Source organism: Shinella sumterensis, assembly GCF_004514425.2.
In the GTDB taxonomy this organism is placed as follows: Bacteria; Pseudomonadota; Alphaproteobacteria; order Rhizobiales; family Rhizobiaceae; genus Shinella; species Shinella sumterensis.
Map to the genome: position 1 here is coordinate 1 of NZ_MYFN02000030.1, position 15,835 is coordinate 15,835.

Sequence of the window (15,835 nt, forward strand, 5' to 3'; positions counted from 1 at the left end):
GTCTGGACGACCTCGTCGAGAACATAACCGTCTTGATCGACAGCGCGCCACAGCCAGTGCTTTCGGCCGCCGATGGAAATCACAACCTCGTCCAGATGCCAGATGTGCCTTCGCGACGGCTTCTTTCTGCGTAACTGCTTTGGTAAGCCGGGCCGAATTTGCGGCCCCATCGCCGGATCGTTTCATAAGATACAACAATGCCGCGCTCCAACAGCATTTCCTCGACCAGCCGCAGGCTCAAAGGGAACCAAAAATACAGCCAGACAGCGTGGGCGATGATCTGCGGCGGAAAGCGGTGATTCTTGTAGCTGATAATGGGCTTGCTCATCTCAACCCCATTATCCACGAACCGTTAAGCCGCAAACAACGTGACATCGCCGTTTGAAAGTATGAGCTCTTCGCTGTCTTGCTGTCGATGGTAGCCGCCAACGTTCACACCGCTTAGGGTTTTGCTACCAACGGTACTTCGGCCTTTTCCAACTGCTCGACAAAGTCTCGTACGTTGTTGAAACCCTTGCTGTCTTTCGCGAACGAAAACTTGATGCGCTGTCGTGAGCGATGCACGCGGCAGATCCTACTACTGCTTCTTTCCGGTTAATTTTACAATGCCCCGCAGGGAGACCCTTGGCTTTGCGCCGCCGCTGTGCCTGACGCGGGAGGAGGTGGACAAGATCGTGCGCGCGACCGTGGGAGCGATCGAACGCGTCCTGTAAGGAGAAGAGCTCACGACGCTATCAAAACAGCCAGCTTCGGGTGAGGCATACATCTTTCATAGGGACGCGGGGACGGGATTTCCTCCTCATCGTTGGAAGACGGATCAGCTGCTGCGATGCCATAATGTTAAACCATAATGAACAAAAATTCGGGGGTGAGGATCATCCTAACGATCGGGAACAATGAATAGCCCCGAGTTTCGTAGACCCCCTCGGGTTAGATTTTCTGCTGCCTCTCGAACTCTACGGGCGACAGCATTCCGTTTCTGACGTGCTTGCGTTTCGGGTTGTAGAACATCTCGATGTAGTCGAACACATCCTGGCGAGCTTCATCGCGTGAACGGTAGCCCCTGCGACGTATCCTCTCCCGCTTCAGAAGATTGAAGAAGCTCTCGGCCACCGCATTGTCATGGCAGTTGCCGCGTCGGCTCATCGAGTGAACCAGCACCTTGTCCTTCGGCTTTCGCCTCCACACCGCCATGAGCAGAGCCTGCAATACGACGTCCGTGGTCTGTCGGCTCTGCATCGCCCAGCCGATGACCCGGCGAGAATAGAGGTCGATGACGACCGCAAGGTAAGCGAAGCCCTCGCAGGTTCGGATGTAGGTGATGTCCGTGACCCAGGCCTTGTCCGGAGCCGCGACGTCAAATTGCCGGTCGAGTGTGTTGTCGATAGCGACGGCAGGCCTGCCGCCATAGATGCCGGGACGGCGTTTGTCGCCGATCTGCGCCTTGATCCCGGCGAGACGCGTCAGGCACGCGACCCGGTTTGGGCAGCACATCTCTCCCTGATCGAGAAGGTCGTCGTGCAGCTTGCGATAACCGTAGACCTTGCCGCTCTCTTCCCATGCCTTCAGGAGCAGATCGGTCTGTCGCTTATCCTCGTTGGCTCGCCTGCTCAGCGGGTTCTTCAGCCAGGTGTAAATCCACTCGGGTGAACCCGCAGAAGGCGGCACATCGTCCGCACCGAAAACTGCAAGCGATGCAGAGCAATGAACGCGTACTTCACTTTGCATCCCTGGCGAAATACGCGGCCGCTTTTTTTTAAGATGTCTCGCTCCTCGGTGACGCGAGCCAGTTCCTTCTTCAGCCGCCTGATCTCCTCGGCCTCATCGTTGCCCTTGGCGTTCGACGCGGCAAACTTCTTCTTCCATTCATACAGGGAATGCTGGCTCCCGCCGAGACGCTGAGAAACCTCCGCAACCGGATAGCCTCGCTCCGTGATCTGACGCACGGCGTCGCGCTTAAAATCTTCGCTGAAATTCGATTTGCTCATGATGCTCTTCCTGCCTCAAAAGCAGGAAAGAAGGTGTCTACAAATCTAGGAGCTATTCAAACAATCCCAACTACGTGATGTATACGTCAGAAGACTAACAGCCCAACGTGTCCGCAATATCTGCCGGTTGACCGCGGGATCCTCACTTCGCAGCGAGTGAAGGTGCTGTCTGGCGAGTCAAAGCTGACGTGTGCTAAGTCCATGCATGTCATGCGTTTCCAAGAGCGGTCAGACGATGGATACCAACACTGGCTTCGGTGCGGCAGCAGCGAATAGTCAGAACCAGCGGCGAACCCTGGCCTTGTAGCGGCGGTAGTCGTCCCCGAACTTTGCTTCCAGATAGCGCTCCTCGCGGGCGATCACCTGCGTTTGGATCGCGATCAGCACCAACGGGAGCAAGGCGAGGGCGATCGGCCCGTCCAAGCCGATCGCAAGGCTGGCATAGATAAGCGCCATAGCGAGATACATGGGATTGCGGGTCCACCGATAGGGGCCGGTCGTTACGATAAGGGTGGTTGGCCGCGACGGTGGCGTGTTGGTGCCAAGTCGGCGAAACAGCCCGGCCGCCGCAACCATCAATACCACGCCAGCAATGAACAGTACCGCGCCGATCGCGGCCAGAAGCCGCCAGTCGATGCCGAACGAGCGCAGGGTGACGTACCGTTCCGCCGACAGTCCCAACAGCAGCGCTCCCAGATAGACGAAGGGAGGAGGAAAATGCACACCCGCGCTGTCCGGTTCGACACCCATGCTCATCCTCCTATCTAAGCTCTTAAAACCAGCATCGACTGCTGGGTCGAGATCCCCGTCATCGCGATTTTAGTATTTCCCAGGTCAGGCAACGCAGAAGCCGGGAACAGCAACCTTCTGAAACAGATGCGGTCTGGGTCGACCAACGACGGATATGCTGGAAGTTTTGCGAGGAACGCGGGATCAGTAAAGGCGGCGCGGACCGCATCGGTGGATTCCCACACCACATAGCTCAGGTAAGTCGGGCTATCGCCGATCGCTCGATGCAGTTGCATGGAAATGAAGCCCGGTTGCTTCGTTATGACCTCAGCTGCCGCCTTGAAAGCCTCCAGAAAGCCCGCATCGTCGGCGGGATCAACGACGGTGAAGAAGTTGATGAGCACAAGAGGCGCGGCCGCGATGCCGAGTTGGCGGTCGAAAGGAAATTTCTCATCGAGAGGTATGAATGGTTTTGCGACGGCCATGGTAGCGGTCCTGTCTATCGTGAAATTGAAGCAGGGGATCGAAGCTTCCTGCTCTTAAACCAGCAGCGATTGCTGAGCGGAGATGCCCGCGGTCGCGCCCTGCCATATTGCGTTGGTGACCGAGGGCATCCCGGGGGTGGCCAGATCGCCGGCGGCGTAGATGCCGGGCATGCTCGTCTCGCGTCGCTCGTCGGCCTTGAGAACGCTGCCGAGGGGTGTATCGACTGTGTCAAGTCCCAATGCGTCATGCAGGGTTGCAGACGGCTTGATCGGCGGATGCGCGAACAGGATGTCGACCGCGACATCGGGACCACCCTCGCGTTTGATGGTGGCGCCATGGTCGCCATGACGTCCAATCTCACTGAGCCTGCCCTCAACGATCGGTATATTGCGATGCGCGAGCTCGGTCCGGACATCGGGGGCAATGTCGTGACCATCTGCGAAGACAGTCAACTTGTCAGTCCAATGCTGAAACAGTTTGACCTGAACGTGCGACTGTGGGCGGAACCAGACGAGGCCCCAATGCTGGTCAGCAACTTCGAAGCCGTCGCAGTATGGGCATGGGATGACGGATGTGCCCCAGTTCTCGGCAAAACCCGGGACAGCAGGCATCTGGTCAACAACGCCGTAGCTCAGGATCACGCGGCGCGCACTCAGGGTTTCACCATCACCAGTGCGGACGGAGAAATTGTCGATGGTGCCGGAGATATTGTCGGCGCGGGCATTGACCATCTTGATTGCAGGATACCGCGCAAGTTGCTGCCGCGCTTCGGTCAGGATTGCGGACGGTGGCTTGTCATCGTGACCGAGCACACCGTGCGAGCGGCCAGCGAAGCGGTTGCGCTGCAGGCCGGTATCGAGAACGATGACTTTGCGGCGGGCACGACCGAGCTGCAGGGCAGCGGCGAGTCCAGCAAAGCTGCCGCCGATGATGATGACGTCGTTCATTATTGTGGGCTCCGTGTTGCGGGTAATGAGGGTTGGGTTGGACTTTGCAGTTACTGGAGCGAGAGGAATACCAATGGCGGAAAACGCGGCCAGTTTCAGCAGTGCTCGTCGTTGCATGGCGGCCTCGTGGCTGGGGTCAGCGGTTTCGACTTGCATATTTCAGATACTGGGTGGTATCGTAAGGCTAAATAACGATACTGTCAAGGATCGCAAATAGCCATGAGTGAAAATGTCCAAAACCGGCGCGGCCGGCCTGCCAACGAGGCGCTTGGTCAAACGATCGTTGATGCAGCGTGCGACCTGTTTGAGGAACTGGGATTTCATGCAGCGACATTGGACAAGGTTGCCCAGCGAGCGAAGATATCCAAGCTCAGCATCTACAAGCACTTCGAAAACAAGGAGGCGCTGTTTGGCGCGGCCTTTGCGGCCCGCTGCCAGCAGTTAGTGCCGCCGAAACTTTTTGAAGGCGTCGATGGTTCAGCCGAAAATCAGCTCATGGCGGCGGGATCGTCGCTGCTTCGCTCGCTTCTGCGCCCGGAGGTCCGCAATGCTGAAGCCATGGTCATGGCCGACACGCCAAACCAGAAGTCGTTGAGCAAGATGCATTACGAAGCAGGTCCTGCCCATATCATTGCGCAGATCGAGGGCCTGTTGCGTCAGCTGCATGCAAAGTCACTTCTGTTCGTGCCCGATCCTCTTCAATCCGCCCGCTTGTTTGCCGCACTTTTCAAGGGTTCCGATCTCTTGCTCGTCGCACGCTTTGACGTGGCGAAAGCAAATGATGAGAAAGAGATCGAATCCTATTGCCGATCGGCCGTCGCCATATTTATCAACGCGCACAAGGGACGGTAAAGCTGCCAAGCATTGCGATCCGGCGCTGATGAACGAGGCGCCAGACCTGCGCTAACATACGCTTAATGTGCTTTCTGACAGATTTTGACATGGACGGGAACGAGGACAGGCTCGGCTCTATGCCCGTCCCAAAGCGCGAGTGAGAGGCTTCATTTCCAGGTCTGTCGGTAGACCGCGAAGGCTGTCAGCATGCCGTAAAGCGCTGCAGCCACTGCAACGATCCAATATAGTTGCGTGAGGTTGGCACCCCACAACGCTACAGCGGACCAGCCCAGAAATGCGGCGACGACCATCCTGGCCGTGCCAGCAAGCACCGGCAGGAACACGCGCTTTGCCGCCTGGTTTGCGAAGTAAAGCGCAAGCCCCAGTCCCACGGCGCCATAGAATGGCGCCACGATGTGCAGGTAGAGCGCACCTTGCGCGGCAACATCGGGATCATCTGTGAACAGCCCCATCCATAACTGCGGCCAGATCGCGACCACGAGACCGACGGTTGTCGAGAAAGCAAACGCCATGCCTGCCCCCGTCCACGCTATTTTCCGCGCGCGCTCGATCTGGTTTGCGCCGATATTGATGCCGACCAGGGTGACGATGGCCGTGCCCAACCCGAACAGGATGGGGATCTGAAGATAATCAAGACGGGACGCAATGCCGTAGCCTGCCAGCGCTTCCGTGCCAAAGTGGCCAACGGTCGCCGTAACGAAGGTCACCGTTATATTCACCTGAATGGTACCAATAGCGGACAGCAGACCGACGCCAAGGATTTCCCCGAACAGGCGCCGTTCAAGCGGGACAGGCCTGAACTTGAGGGCACTGCCGACGCTGCGAAGGTGGACAAACAGCCACGTCGCTGTGATGAGATAGTAGACTGCGACCGCGAGCCCGGCGCCAGCGACGCCCAAAGCCGGAAACGGTCCCCACCCGAATATCAATGTGGGAGAGAGCGGAAGCAGGACGAAGGTTCCAGAAATCGTTACCATGGCAGGAAAGCGGGCATTGCCGGCGCCTCGAAGCGCTGATGACATCATCGCCGTCAGCCAGATCGGCACAGAGGCGGAAAACACCACCATCGAGTAGGTCATCGCCGCCGATAAAGTCCCGCCGGTCCCGCCCATCGCCTGGTAAAGCGTCGACCCGATCATGAAGGCGACTGCGGAGAAGACGACACCGAGACCGCAGGCGAGGACGATCGAATGCCAAAGGAGGGCATTGGCATCGTCGTGACGGCCAGCACCCGATGCGCGGGCGATTGCCGCCGCGGTTCCGCCACCGATCCCACCGTTCGCCATCATCTGCATCAGCATCAGAATGGGAAAGACCAGCGTGACGCCAGCCAGCGCTTCTGTCCCTAAAAAGCTGACGAAGTATGTTTCGGCCACGCCAACCATGGTCTGCACCACGAGTACGAGCACGGTCGGCGCCGCAAGACGCAGAATGGCAGGCGCAACCGGCCCGCTGAGTGCATGAGGTATATTCCTGCGTGACGGGGAAGACGGCGTTTGCGCCGACGATGTGCTGTTCATGGAAAATCCCTTCAACGCGCCGCGCGCATATTGACTTAGATTGCTATCAGCATCTAAGTCAATGATGGATTACGTTCAAAATCTATCAGACGAAAAAACTCGCGCACTGCGCTCAGCATCGCGGTCGCTATCGGACAGAAAAGATGAACTCCACCCAAAACGACGATCTCTGTTCCGCCGTCCTTCGACCCAACCGACGCCTGTCGCGCAAGATCAATGCGGCACTCAAGATCCACGAACTCACTGTAGAGCAGGCGGTGGTGCTTGAAACGATCGCCGCGCTGGATTGCCCGCGGGTGACAGACCTGCGCATTGCGCTCGGTCTTGATCCCTCGACGGTTTCGGCGAACCCGAAACCCTTGCTGAAACGCCAGTTCGTCGTCATCACGGAAGATGTCGTTGACCGGCGCGTGAAGCTGACGCCGGAAGGGGAGATGCGGCTTCAATCGCCCCGAAAGATCCTGAACACAATGGATGACGCGATCAAACAGAAGCTGGCAGCGCATGGTGTTCTCGAAGAGGTTGTGGCCGCGCTGCGCTTGCTGTCCCAACCCTGAGAATAGAGGGAAGTTTTATCGTTACGAGGCCTGCTCATAGCAATCAGGAACAAAGATCGAGGCCGTCGCTCAAGCCATCAGTCGGGTCACCGCGCTCCTTCAGGATTGCCACTCTGTTTTCGAGGCTCGCTACGCGCCTCTCCAGGCTGATGAGATGGTCTCCTTGCAGACCATCGATACCGCCGAGCGCTTCTTCCCAAATGCGCCATTTTGCCCAAAAACGCTTCCACATCTTCATGCTCCGTCTCGGTCGAAATTCCTGAATCCCAGCGCGACGACAATGCGCTATGCGACGCGCCCCATGGCGATCTCTTCAGACTGCAAGCCTGTCGCCACGATCGACACACGCATCGTGTCACCAAGACCAGGGTCGAAGGCGGCGCCAAAGATGATTTCCGCCTCCGTGTCGACTGTTTCGCGAACGCGGCTGGCGGCCTCGTCGACTTCGTGCAAGGTCTGGTCCCGGCCAGCCGAAACCGAAACAAGAACACCCCTTGCGCCGCTGAGGACGGCGTCGCCGAACAGCGGGTTTTCCACCGCCGCCTTCGCGGCCTTGGCCGCTCGGTCGGGCCCGCTCGCCTCGCCGGTGCTCATGACGGCTCTGCCCATGCCCTGCATGACGGCGCGGACGTCGGCGAAATCGAGATTGACGATGCCTTCCTTCAAGATCAGATCGACGACCGAGCTGACGCCGGCATGCAGCACCGCATCCGCCATGGCGAAGGCCTCTGCGAGGGTCGTATGCGGATTGGAAAGGCTAAACAGGCTCTGGTTCGGCACAACGATCACGGTATCCGCGCTCTAAACAAGAGCCTCAATCCCGGCTCGCGCCTGGCGCAAGCGGTGAGACCCTTCGAACATGAAGGGCTCGGTGACGACAGCGACGGTCAAAATGCCTGCCGCGCGGGCCGCGCGTGCGATAACCGGCATGGCGCCTGTCCCGGTCCCGCCACCCAGAAACAGCATGTCGGCACGGGTCAGGTAGGCCATCAGATCGCCGATCGACTCCTCGGCGGCTGCACGTCCGATATCGGGCAGGGAACCCGCGCCAAGTCCCTCAGTGAGCTGCGGGCCAAGCTGGACGATCTGCGGCGCCGATGATTTGGCAAGCGCTTGCGCGTCGGTATTGGCTGCCAGGAAGTCCACTCCGGCCACCTCTTTCGCGATCATGTTGTCGACCGCGTTTCCACCACCGCCGTCGACCCCGATCACGGTGATTTTGGGCAGTTGGTCGACCGTGCGGTATTGAGCGTTCATCATAGCTGTTATCCTCTTGCTGGCTGGAGCATCGAAAGGGACATCGGCCAATCGAAGGGCCTACGACCAGCGTTTGAACACGGCGCTGGCGTTGACACCGCCAAAACCGAATCCGTTCGAAATGGCGTAGTTCATCAGATGCGGGCGCGCCTGCTTTGCAACGATGTCGATCCCGTCGCTTGCGGGGTCGGGAGCATTGAGGTTGAGCGTCGGCGGTGCGATCTGGTCCCTGAGTGCCATGATGGTAAAGATCGCTTCCAGGCCACCGGCCGCTCCGAGAAGGTGACCGGTTGCCGACTTCGTGCCACTCACGGCAAGGCCCGATCCCGAGCCAAATACCGATTTGATCGCTTCGATCTCGCCACGATCCCCGACTGGAGTCGACGTGGCATGGGCGTTGAGATGCTGGATCTCTTCCGGCGCGATACCGGCCTGCTTAATGGCGATCCGCATGGCGCGAGCGGCTCCGGAGCCGTCCTCCGGACCGGACGTGATATGATGGGCATCGGCCGTCGTGCCGTAGCCGACCAGTTCGGCAAGCGGCTCTGCACCGCGCGCCAGGGCATGGCTGAGGGTTTCGATGACCAGCACGCCAGCACCTTCGCCCATGACGAAGCCGTCGCGCAACATATCGAACGGACGCGAGGCCAGCTCCGGCGTATCGTTGAAGCCTGCGGACAGAGACCGTGCAGCCGCAAAGCCTCCGAGGCTGACCGTATTGATGCAGGCTTCGGTCCCGCCGCAGACTGCTATGTCGGCCTCGCCAGCGCGGATAAGGCGGGCGGCGTCGCCGATAGCCTGGACACCCGCGGCGCATGCCGTCACCGGCGCACCCAACGGACCCCGGAAGCCATGGCGGATGGAGACGTGGCCCGCCGCCAGATTGACGAGAAACGAGGGGATCGTGAATGGCGACAGACGCCGCGGTCCTTTCTGATCGACGGTCCTGACCGCGTCGGTAATCGCCGGAAAGCCCCCGATCCCAGAAGCAATAATAGTTGCCGTTCTCATGCGACCCTCTTCGGACGCGGGCTTCCATTTGGCCTGTGCCAAGGCTTCGTCGGCTGCGGCGAGCGCTAGAAGGATGAAGCGGTCCACCTTGCGCTGATCCTTCGGCGCGAGGATGAGGTCGGGGTTGAAACCTGCTTCCGGATCGTCTTCGATCGACGGCACGACGCCCCCGACCTTGGCGGGGAGATCGCCGACGATTTCCTCCGGCAGGCGGCGAATGCCCGATTGACCGGCTAACAGCCGCGCCCAGGAACTGGAGACGCTGGCACCGAGCGGGCTCACCGCTCCCATGCCTGTGACGACGATACGACGCATGACGATTTCACCTGTTCACTTTGGAGAAGAGACGCTTGGCGCCAGACCTATTCGGTCGAAGCCAGGCGCTTCACCTCGTTCGATGCAGCTTCGAGAACACGATCGGACATCGCTTCGTCCGTCATGACCCGCGAAAGCGTGACCGCACCGACCATCAATGACAGCACGACCATGGCCTTTTCGGCTGCCTCGGGTGCACCATCGTTCGGGATGAGTTCCTCCAGCACCTGAAGATGGGCCTTGATCCCGTCCTGGAAGGGCGTCCGGACCTCCGGACTTTGACGAGCCGCATCAGAGCCGAGTGCGACGAGAGGGCATCCATCGCCGGTCTCGCCCCGATGTCCTGCCGACAAATAGAGATCGACGACTGCCTGGAGTGGATCGTTGCTGGAGGCGGCAACGGACGACCAGCGGCGCGTTGCGCTCTCCATCGCCCGGCGCGATGCGAGTGCGGCAAGATCGTCCTTGGACTCGAACTGCTTGTAGAAGCCGCCCTGTGTCAGGCCGGCTCCCTTCATCAGATCCTTGAGACCGATCCCGTCAAATCCGTGCTCGCGAAAGAGGCGGCTTGCCGCGTTGATCACGGCTTCCCGGTTGGCTTCGGCCTGGACGCGACTGACTCTCATCGTGCTCTCCTTTTAGATTTCATTTGACATCTATAAATCTTTTAGAGTTAGATTGCAATCTATTCCGAATACCTCGACCGTCAAGAAGGGTCAGCACATGAAAACCAAGTTTCTCCTCACCACAGCGGTGATCATCGCGGGTGCCGCGACGGCGGCAGTCATGTTCTGGCCGACGGAAAAAGTCTCGGCAGCCGCTGATCCGAGGACCGCGATCCCGCTTGTCAGCGTCGTAAAAGTCAGGGCGCCCGATAGCGCTTCGCGCAGCTTTACCGGGACGATCGCCGCACGTGTTCAAAGCGATCTCGGCTTCAGGGTTCCGGGCAAGATTGTTGAGCGGCTCGTCAATCTCGGCGAGGACGTCAAGGCTGGACAGCCGCTGATGAAGATCGACGGAACCGATCTGCGTCTTGCGCTGACGGCAAAGCGCAACGCGGTCGCCGCCGCACAGGCGACTTACGTGCAGGCTGTGAGCGACGAGAAGCGTTTTGCAGCGCTGGTCAAGACCAATGCCGCATCGACGCAACAGTACGAGAGAGCGAAAGCGGTGCTGGACACTGCTACAGCACAGCTTGCCGCAGCCAAGGCTGACGCGACGGTCGCCGAGAACGAGGCGACGTACACTGTTCTTCTGGCCGACGCTGACGGCACGATTGTCGAAACCCTGGGCGAGCCGGGGCAGGTGGTTGCAGCCGGCCAGACCGTCGTCAAGCTAGCCAAATCCGGTGCGCGCGAGGCCTTGGTCTGGATGCCGGAAAACCTCAGACCTGAGCCGGGTGCTACCGCTCAGGCGAGCATTTACGGTCGCGATGCTGAAGACAATGCGGTTCTGCGCCAGATCTCCGCTTCCGCCGATGCGCAGACACGCACCTATGAGACGCGCTGGGTGTTGCAAGGAACGGCCGCCGATGCGCCGCTCGGTGCGACCGTCACGATCAAGATCGCCAACAAAGATGCTCTGGCCCATGCCGAGATACCACTCGGGTCCATTCTCGACGATGGCAATCGCACGGGGGCCTGGGTCGTCGATGAGACGGCTTCCAGCGTCAATTTCCGTCCCTTGAAAGTCGAACGGTTGAGCGAGGACACCGCAATCGTCTCGGGCTTGAAAGCGGGAGAAACGGTTGTCGCCCTCGGCGCCCATCTCCTGACCGATGGCGAGAAAATTCGCACCAGCGTCGAAAAAGCAGAGGCGGCAAACTGATGAGCTTCAATCTTTCCGCGCTTGCCGTTCGTGAGCGATCCGTCACCCTTTTTTTTATCGTTCTCCTGGCGGCTGCAGGCGTCTATGCGTTTTTAAGCCTCGGGCGCGCGGAAGATCCGTCCTTTACCATCAAGACGATGACGGTGACGTCCGTCTGGCCGGGTGCAACCGCCCGAGAAATTCAGGACCTTGTCGCCGAGCCGCTGGAAAAGCGTATTCAGGAACTGACCTGGTATGATCGTGTCGAGACAACGACACGCCCCGGTTATGCCTATCTGACGGTGACGCTGAAGGATAACACGCCCGCCAGCGCGGTAGAGGAAGAGTTCTATCAGGCGCGCAAGAAACTCGGCGACGAGGCGCGAAACCTGCCCCCGGGTGTGTTTGGGCCTTTCGTCAACGATGAATATTCCGACGTCAGTTTTGGCCTTTATGCCCTGAAGGCCAAGGGCATGCCAATGCGTGATCTGGTGCGTCAGGCCGAAACCATCCGGCAGGATCTGCTACACGTGCCCGGCGTCAAGAAGATCAATATTCTGGGCGAACGTCCCGAGCAGATCTTTGTCGAATTCTCCTTCGCCAAGCTCGCGACCCTCGGTGTCTCGGCCCAGAGCATCGCGTCGGCTCTCCAGAACCAGAATACGGTCACGCCGGCCGGCTCGATCGATACGCGGGGGCCACAGGTGTTTATCCGGTTCGATGGTGCCTACAACAATATCCAGGCCATCGCCGACACACCGATCGTCGCCGGCGGTCGCACCCTGAAACTATCCGATTTCGCCAACATTCGTCGCGGCTACGAAGACCCTGCGACTTACGTCATCCGCCACAACGGCGAGCCCGCCATCATGCTCGGTGCTGTCATGCAGGCGGGATGGAATGGTCTGGAACTCGGCAAGGCACTTGAGGAGCGCTCGGCGACCATCGCCCAGTCGCTTCCGCTCGGGATGACCCTTGAGAAAGTCAGCGACCAGGCCGTCAACATCGACGAGGCGGTCGGCGAATTCATGCTCAAGTTCGCCATGGCGCTCGGCGTCGTGCTGTTCGTCAGTCTTATCGCCTTGGGCTGGCGCGTCGGCATCGTTGTTGCGCTTGCCGTGCCGCTGACGCTCGCTGTCGTGTTCCTCATCATGCTCGAAACCGGACGGTTTTTCGACCGCATCACGCTCGGCGCCCTGATCCTCGCGCTCGGGCTCCTCGTCGACGACGCTATCATCGCGATTGAGGTGATGGTGGTGAAGATGGAGGAGGGCATGGACCGCATCAAGGCCGCCGCCTATGCCTGGAGCCATACGGCAGCACCCATGCTCTCGGGTACGCTTGTCACCATCATCGGCCTCATGCCGGTTGGTTTCGCCCAATCGAGCGCCGGCGAATATGCCGGCAACATCTTCTGGGTCGTCGGCTTTGCCCTCATCGTGTCCTGGATCATCGCGGTGGTGTTCACGCCCTATCTCGGCGTCAAGATGCTTCCTGCCATCAAGCCGGTCACCGGTGGCCACGAGGCAATCTACGGCACGCCGAACTACCAGCGCCTGCGGTCAGTGATCAAGTTTGCGGTCCGCCACAAGTTCCTGACCTGCGCCGCCGTTGTCGTCATCATGGGCCTTTCGATCGTCGGAATGGGCAGCGTCAAGCAGCAGTTCTTCCCGACATCCGACCGCCCTGAAGTCCTGGTCGAAGTCCGCTTGCCCGAAGGCACCAGCATTGAAACAACGACGGCGACCGTCGAGAAGTTGGAAAAGTGGCTGAAGCAGCAGCCGGAATCCAAGATCGTCACCAGTTATGTTGGCCAAGGGGCGCCGCGCTTCTTCTTCGCCATGTCGCCAGAACTGCCCGACCCCGCCTTTGCCAAAATCGTCGCGCTCACCCCTGATGCACAGGGACGTGAAGCCCTGAAGCATCGCCTGAGGGCCGCCATCGCAGAAGGTCTTGCACCTGAAGCCGCCGTGCGGGTTAACCAGCTCGTGTTCGGTCCCTACACACCGTTTCCGGTCGAGTTCCGTATCATGGGACCCGATCCGAAAAAGCTCTACGAGATCTCCGAACAGGCGCGGGCCGTCATGAACACCGTGCCGGACGTTCGCCAGGCCAACCGCGACTGGGGTAACCGCACGCCTGTCGTCCGGTTTATCCCGGATCAGGAGCGGCTCAACCTCATCGGGCTTTCTCCGGCTGAAGCGGCACAGCAGATCCAGCTCCTCTTGTCGGGCGTTCCGATCACCCAGGTTCGCGAAAACATCCGCAACGTTCCAGTGGTAGCCCGCAGCGGCGGAGAAATCCGCCTCGATCCCTCGCGGCTAGGAGATTTCTCCCTGATCAGCAGAGACGGACGCGCCGTTCCGCTCGACCAGATCGGACACTCCGAGGTGACGTTCGAAGAGCCGATCATGAAGCGCCGAGACCGCACGTCCGTCATCACCATCCGCTCTGACATCAACGAGGCAACGCAACCGCCTGAGGTTTCACAAGCCGTGATGACGGCCCTCCAGCCGCTGATCGCCTCGCTTCCCGTCGGCTACCGCATCGAGATGGGCGGCAATATCGAAGAATCGCTTAAGGCGAACGACGCCCTCGTCAAGGTCTTCCCATTGATGATCGCAGCAATGCTGATTGTCATCATTCTACAAGTTCGCAGCCTCTCGACCATGACCATGGTCATGCTGACCGCTCCGCTCGGCCTTGCCGGTGCAGTGCCAGCGCTTCTTCTCTTTAATCAGCCCTTTGGTTTCAACGCTATTCTGGGATTGATCGGGCTCGCCGGTATTCTCATGCGAAACACGCTTATTTTGACCGAGCAGATCAAGGACAACAAGGCGGCAGGTCTCGATGATTATCACGCGGTGATCGAAGCGACGGTGCAACGAACCCGCCCGGTCATCCTGACGGCCCTTGCCGCTGTCCTTGCCTTCATCCCGCTGACCCATTCGGTCTTCTGGGGGTCGATGGCCTACACGCTGATCGGCGGAACGGCTGTCGGCACGCTGATGATCCTGCTCTTCCTGCCGGCACTCTATGCCGCCTGGTTCCGGATCAAGCCGACCGAGGACAGCGCTATGCACCACGACCATGAGCACTCCCAGGATGACAATAACCTGGAACCCGACATGCGTCTTGCGGCAGAGTAGCCGACAGGCTCAGACATCGACCGTAAGGTTTTGCAACAGAGCGAGGTCCCAACCTACCCCGGCTATGCCGGGGTAGAGGTTCTTACGGCCAGACGAAACAGCAGGAGCAAGATGTCACCGATCGTATCCGTTTTCAAAAATCCGCCTGACGGCGGCCGAGGTTTCCATCGCGATATTCGTGTGCGATGGGCGATTGAGGAAGTCGGTCAGCCTTATCAATTGCGATTGCTGACGTTCTCCGAAATGCGCCGTCCAGAGTACCGGAAGTCTCATTCTTTCGGACAAATGCCGCTGTATGAGGATGGAGATCTGGTGCTGTTCGAGTCAGGTGCGATCGTCCATCATATCGCGCAGCAATATCCAGGCCTGCTGCCGGCTGATCGCAATAGCCGGTCACGCGCGGTCATGTGGATGTTTGCAGCACTGAACACAGTAGAGCCCGCGGTTTCTTTCGGTAGCCTCTCGCTTTTGCAGCAGCGAATGCACGAACTATCAGTGGTGCTCGGGGACAAAGAATGGCTCGACGGAGCGTTTAGTGCAGGGGACCTCCTGATGGTATCAGTCTTGCGCGCGCTACGTGGTGACGTCCCCGATGATAAGCCGAATCTTCACAACTACGTGGAACATGCGGAGGCGCGCCCCGCCTTTCAGAGAGCACTAAAAGACTCTGCAAACCTTGTCCGCTCGGCATGACAGCCTGAACCTGCATTCAGAGCAAGCCCGTTCGACATTTGAAGGAGCCGTCCATGTCATCTGAAATTAAACGGATTTTCGTCATCGGCGCCACCGGAGCGCAAGGCATGTCTGTTGTGCGTGGGCTGGTCGCGGATGGAAAATACAAGGTCCTGGCCCTAACCCGAGATTTGGCGTCAGAACGGGCGCAACAACTTCAGGCGATGGGCAACGTAACCCTGCTCGAGGGTTCATTCGCAAATGAAGCGATCCTTCGATCAGCCTTTCGCGCATTGAACTGCCCCCACTTTCGACCGGACAGTCGGCATAAGCAGAAAGGCTCAAGCACAGGCTTGAGGACAGGCTTATGTCTAACGCATATCGACACGTTGAATTGCTGACCGGTGATGTCCGCCGCAGGCGGTGGACAACCGAGCAAAAGCTGACGATCATTGAGCAGAGTTTCGAACCAGGCGAGACGGTATCTTCGACCGCTCGCCGCCATGGCGTCGCGCCCAATCTGCTTTATCGGTGGCGCAGGCT

At 59.3% G+C, this 15,835-nt stretch carries 14 protein-coding genes and 3 pseudogenes; 7 read left to right on the forward strand and 10 right to left on the reverse strand.

The genetic code is table 11. From position 1 onward, the window contains the following. The 5 genes and pseudogenes from B5M41_RS26095 to B5M41_RS26115 form a co-directional block, all read right to left on the reverse strand. A pseudogene (locus B5M41_RS26095) lies at positions 1-375 on the reverse strand (IS6 family transposase); the annotation flags it as partial. Positions 376-930: 555 nt separating this feature from the next. Beyond that, positions 931-1,988 (reverse strand): IS3 family transposase gene (locus B5M41_RS26100; protein ID WP_230640372.1). Its coding sequence is split into 2 segments (ribosomal slippage): positions 931-1,637 and positions 1,637-1,988, totalling 1,059 coding nucleotides; the frame shifts between segments, so codons are not numbered across the junction. A gap of 276 nt (positions 1,989-2,264) precedes the next feature. Further along, entirely contained in the window at positions 2,265-2,738 is a 474-nt protein-coding gene (locus B5M41_RS26105; protein ID WP_134652777.1) for a methyltransferase family protein, read from the reverse strand. An 84-nt stretch (positions 2,739-2,822) separates the two neighbouring features. Then, positions 2,823-3,202, reverse strand: a pseudogene (locus B5M41_RS26110) (antibiotic biosynthesis monooxygenase family protein). Between the two features lie 54 nt (positions 3,203-3,256). After that, positions 3,257-4,150: an NAD(P)/FAD-dependent oxidoreductase gene (locus B5M41_RS26115; RefSeq protein ID WP_202402421.1), complete on the reverse strand. Its 894-nt coding sequence runs from the start codon at positions 4,148-4,150 to the stop codon at positions 3,257-3,259. A gap of 219 nt (positions 4,151-4,369) precedes the next feature. Here B5M41_RS26115 and B5M41_RS26120 point away from each other — a divergent pair, with 219 nt between their 5' ends. Beyond that, positions 4,370-5,002 carry a TetR/AcrR family transcriptional regulator gene (locus B5M41_RS26120; RefSeq protein WP_134652781.1) on the forward strand — a complete coding sequence of 211 codons (633 nt, stop codon included), beginning with the start codon at positions 4,370-4,372 and terminating at the stop codon, positions 5,000-5,002. Between the two features lie 149 nt (positions 5,003-5,151). On the opposite strand, the gene B5M41_RS26125 is transcribed toward B5M41_RS26120, so the two are convergent. Beyond that, entirely contained in the window at positions 5,152-6,525 is a 1,374-nt protein-coding gene (locus B5M41_RS26125) for an MATE family efflux transporter (RefSeq protein ID WP_134652783.1), read from the reverse strand. 143 nt (positions 6,526-6,668) lie between these two features. Here B5M41_RS26125 and B5M41_RS26130 point away from each other — a divergent pair, with 143 nt between their 5' ends. Beyond that, entirely contained in the window at positions 6,669-7,082 is a 414-nt protein-coding gene (locus B5M41_RS26130; protein WP_134652785.1) for a MarR family winged helix-turn-helix transcriptional regulator, read from the forward strand. A gap of 43 nt (positions 7,083-7,125) precedes the next feature. Here B5M41_RS26130 and B5M41_RS26135 read toward each other — a convergent pair whose 3' ends face one another. The 4 genes and pseudogenes from B5M41_RS26135 to B5M41_RS26150 all read right to left on the reverse strand — a co-directional run bounded on the left by B5M41_RS26135 (position 7,126) and on the right by B5M41_RS26150 (position 10,291). Further along, on the reverse strand, positions 7,126-7,320 hold the full coding sequence (locus tag B5M41_RS26135; protein ID WP_230640373.1) for a hypothetical protein: 195 nt from the start codon (positions 7,318-7,320) through the stop codon (positions 7,126-7,128). A gap of 47 nt (positions 7,321-7,367) precedes the next feature. Beyond that, positions 7,368-8,342: pseudogene (gene ftsZ / locus B5M41_RS26140) on the reverse strand (cell division protein FtsZ). 57 nt (positions 8,343-8,399) lie between these two features. Further along, positions 8,400-9,665 carry a beta-ketoacyl-ACP synthase II gene (fabF, locus tag B5M41_RS26145; protein WP_134652787.1) on the reverse strand — a complete coding sequence of 422 codons (1,266 nt, stop codon included), beginning with the start codon at positions 9,663-9,665 and terminating at the stop codon, positions 8,400-8,402. Positions 9,666-9,712: 47 nt separating this feature from the next. Further along, positions 9,713-10,291 (reverse strand): TetR/AcrR family transcriptional regulator, encoded by a 579-nt coding sequence (locus tag B5M41_RS26150; protein WP_134652789.1) that lies wholly within the window; start codon positions 10,289-10,291, stop codon positions 9,713-9,715. Between the two features lie 97 nt (positions 10,292-10,388). Between B5M41_RS26150 and B5M41_RS26155 the strand changes: the two genes are divergently transcribed. From B5M41_RS26155 to B5M41_RS26175, 5 genes are all read left to right on the forward strand, one after another. Continuing rightward, positions 10,389-11,492 (forward strand): efflux RND transporter periplasmic adaptor subunit, encoded by a 1,104-nt coding sequence (locus B5M41_RS26155; RefSeq protein ID WP_134652799.1) that lies wholly within the window; start codon positions 10,389-10,391, stop codon positions 11,490-11,492. Next, positions 11,492-14,620 (forward strand): efflux RND transporter permease subunit, encoded by a 3,129-nt coding sequence (locus B5M41_RS26160; protein ID WP_134652791.1) that lies wholly within the window; start codon positions 11,492-11,494, stop codon positions 14,618-14,620. The genes B5M41_RS26155 and B5M41_RS26160 overlap by 1 nt, the downstream gene beginning before the upstream one ends. 111 nt (positions 14,621-14,731) lie before the next feature. Continuing rightward, complete coding sequence (locus tag B5M41_RS26165) at positions 14,732-15,313, forward strand: glutathione S-transferase family protein (RefSeq protein WP_134652793.1); 582 nt, start codon at positions 14,732-14,734, stop codon at positions 15,311-15,313. A gap of 53 nt (positions 15,314-15,366) precedes the next feature. Further along, the gene (locus B5M41_RS26170) at positions 15,367-15,693 is read left to right on the forward strand and encodes an NmrA family NAD(P)-binding protein (RefSeq protein WP_134652795.1); all 327 of its coding nucleotides are present in this window, start codon (positions 15,367-15,369) and stop codon (positions 15,691-15,693) included. Further along, the coding region (locus B5M41_RS26175) for a transposase (RefSeq protein ID WP_230640356.1) at positions 15,660-15,835 on the forward strand (176 nt) is incomplete at its 3' end. The genes B5M41_RS26170 and B5M41_RS26175, both read left to right, overlap by 34 nt.

Excerpts from the sequence above, each read along its gene's own strand:
- B5M41_RS26155 (WP_134652799.1), top strand. The coding sequence starts at position 10,389 with ATGAAAACCAAGTTTCTCCTCACCACAGCGGTGATCATCGCGGGTGCC.
- B5M41_RS26170 (WP_134652795.1), top strand. The coding sequence starts at position 15,367 with ATGTCATCTGAAATTAAACGGATTTTCGTCATCGGCGCCACCGGAGCG.
- B5M41_RS26135 (WP_230640373.1), bottom strand. The coding sequence starts at position 7,320 with ATGAAGATGTGGAAGCGTTTTTGGGCAAAATGGCGCATTTGGGAAGAA.
- B5M41_RS26125 (WP_134652783.1), bottom strand. The coding sequence starts at position 6,525 with ATGAACAGCACATCGTCGGCGCAAACGCCGTCTTCCCCGTCACGCAGG.
- B5M41_RS26150 (WP_134652789.1), bottom strand. The coding sequence starts at position 10,291 with ATGAGAGTCAGTCGCGTCCAGGCCGAAGCCAACCGGGAAGCCGTGATC.
- B5M41_RS26105 (WP_134652777.1), bottom strand. The coding sequence starts at position 2,738 with ATGGGTGTCGAACCGGACAGCGCGGGTGTGCATTTTCCTCCTCCCTTC.
- B5M41_RS26120 (WP_134652781.1), top strand. The coding sequence starts at position 4,370 with ATGAGTGAAAATGTCCAAAACCGGCGCGGCCGGCCTGCCAACGAGGCG.
- fabF (WP_134652787.1), bottom strand. The coding sequence starts at position 9,665 with ATGCGTCGTATCGTCGTCACAGGCATGGGAGCGGTGAGCCCGCTCGGT.
- B5M41_RS26130 (WP_134652785.1), top strand. The coding sequence starts at position 6,669 with ATGAACTCCACCCAAAACGACGATCTCTGTTCCGCCGTCCTTCGACCC.
- B5M41_RS26160 (WP_134652791.1), top strand. The coding sequence starts at position 11,492 with ATGAGCTTCAATCTTTCCGCGCTTGCCGTTCGTGAGCGATCCGTCACC.
- B5M41_RS26165 (WP_134652793.1), top strand. The coding sequence starts at position 14,732 with ATGTCACCGATCGTATCCGTTTTCAAAAATCCGCCTGACGGCGGCCGA.
- B5M41_RS26115 (WP_202402421.1), bottom strand. The coding sequence starts at position 4,150 with ATGAACGACGTCATCATCATCGGCGGCAGCTTTGCTGGACTCGCCGCT.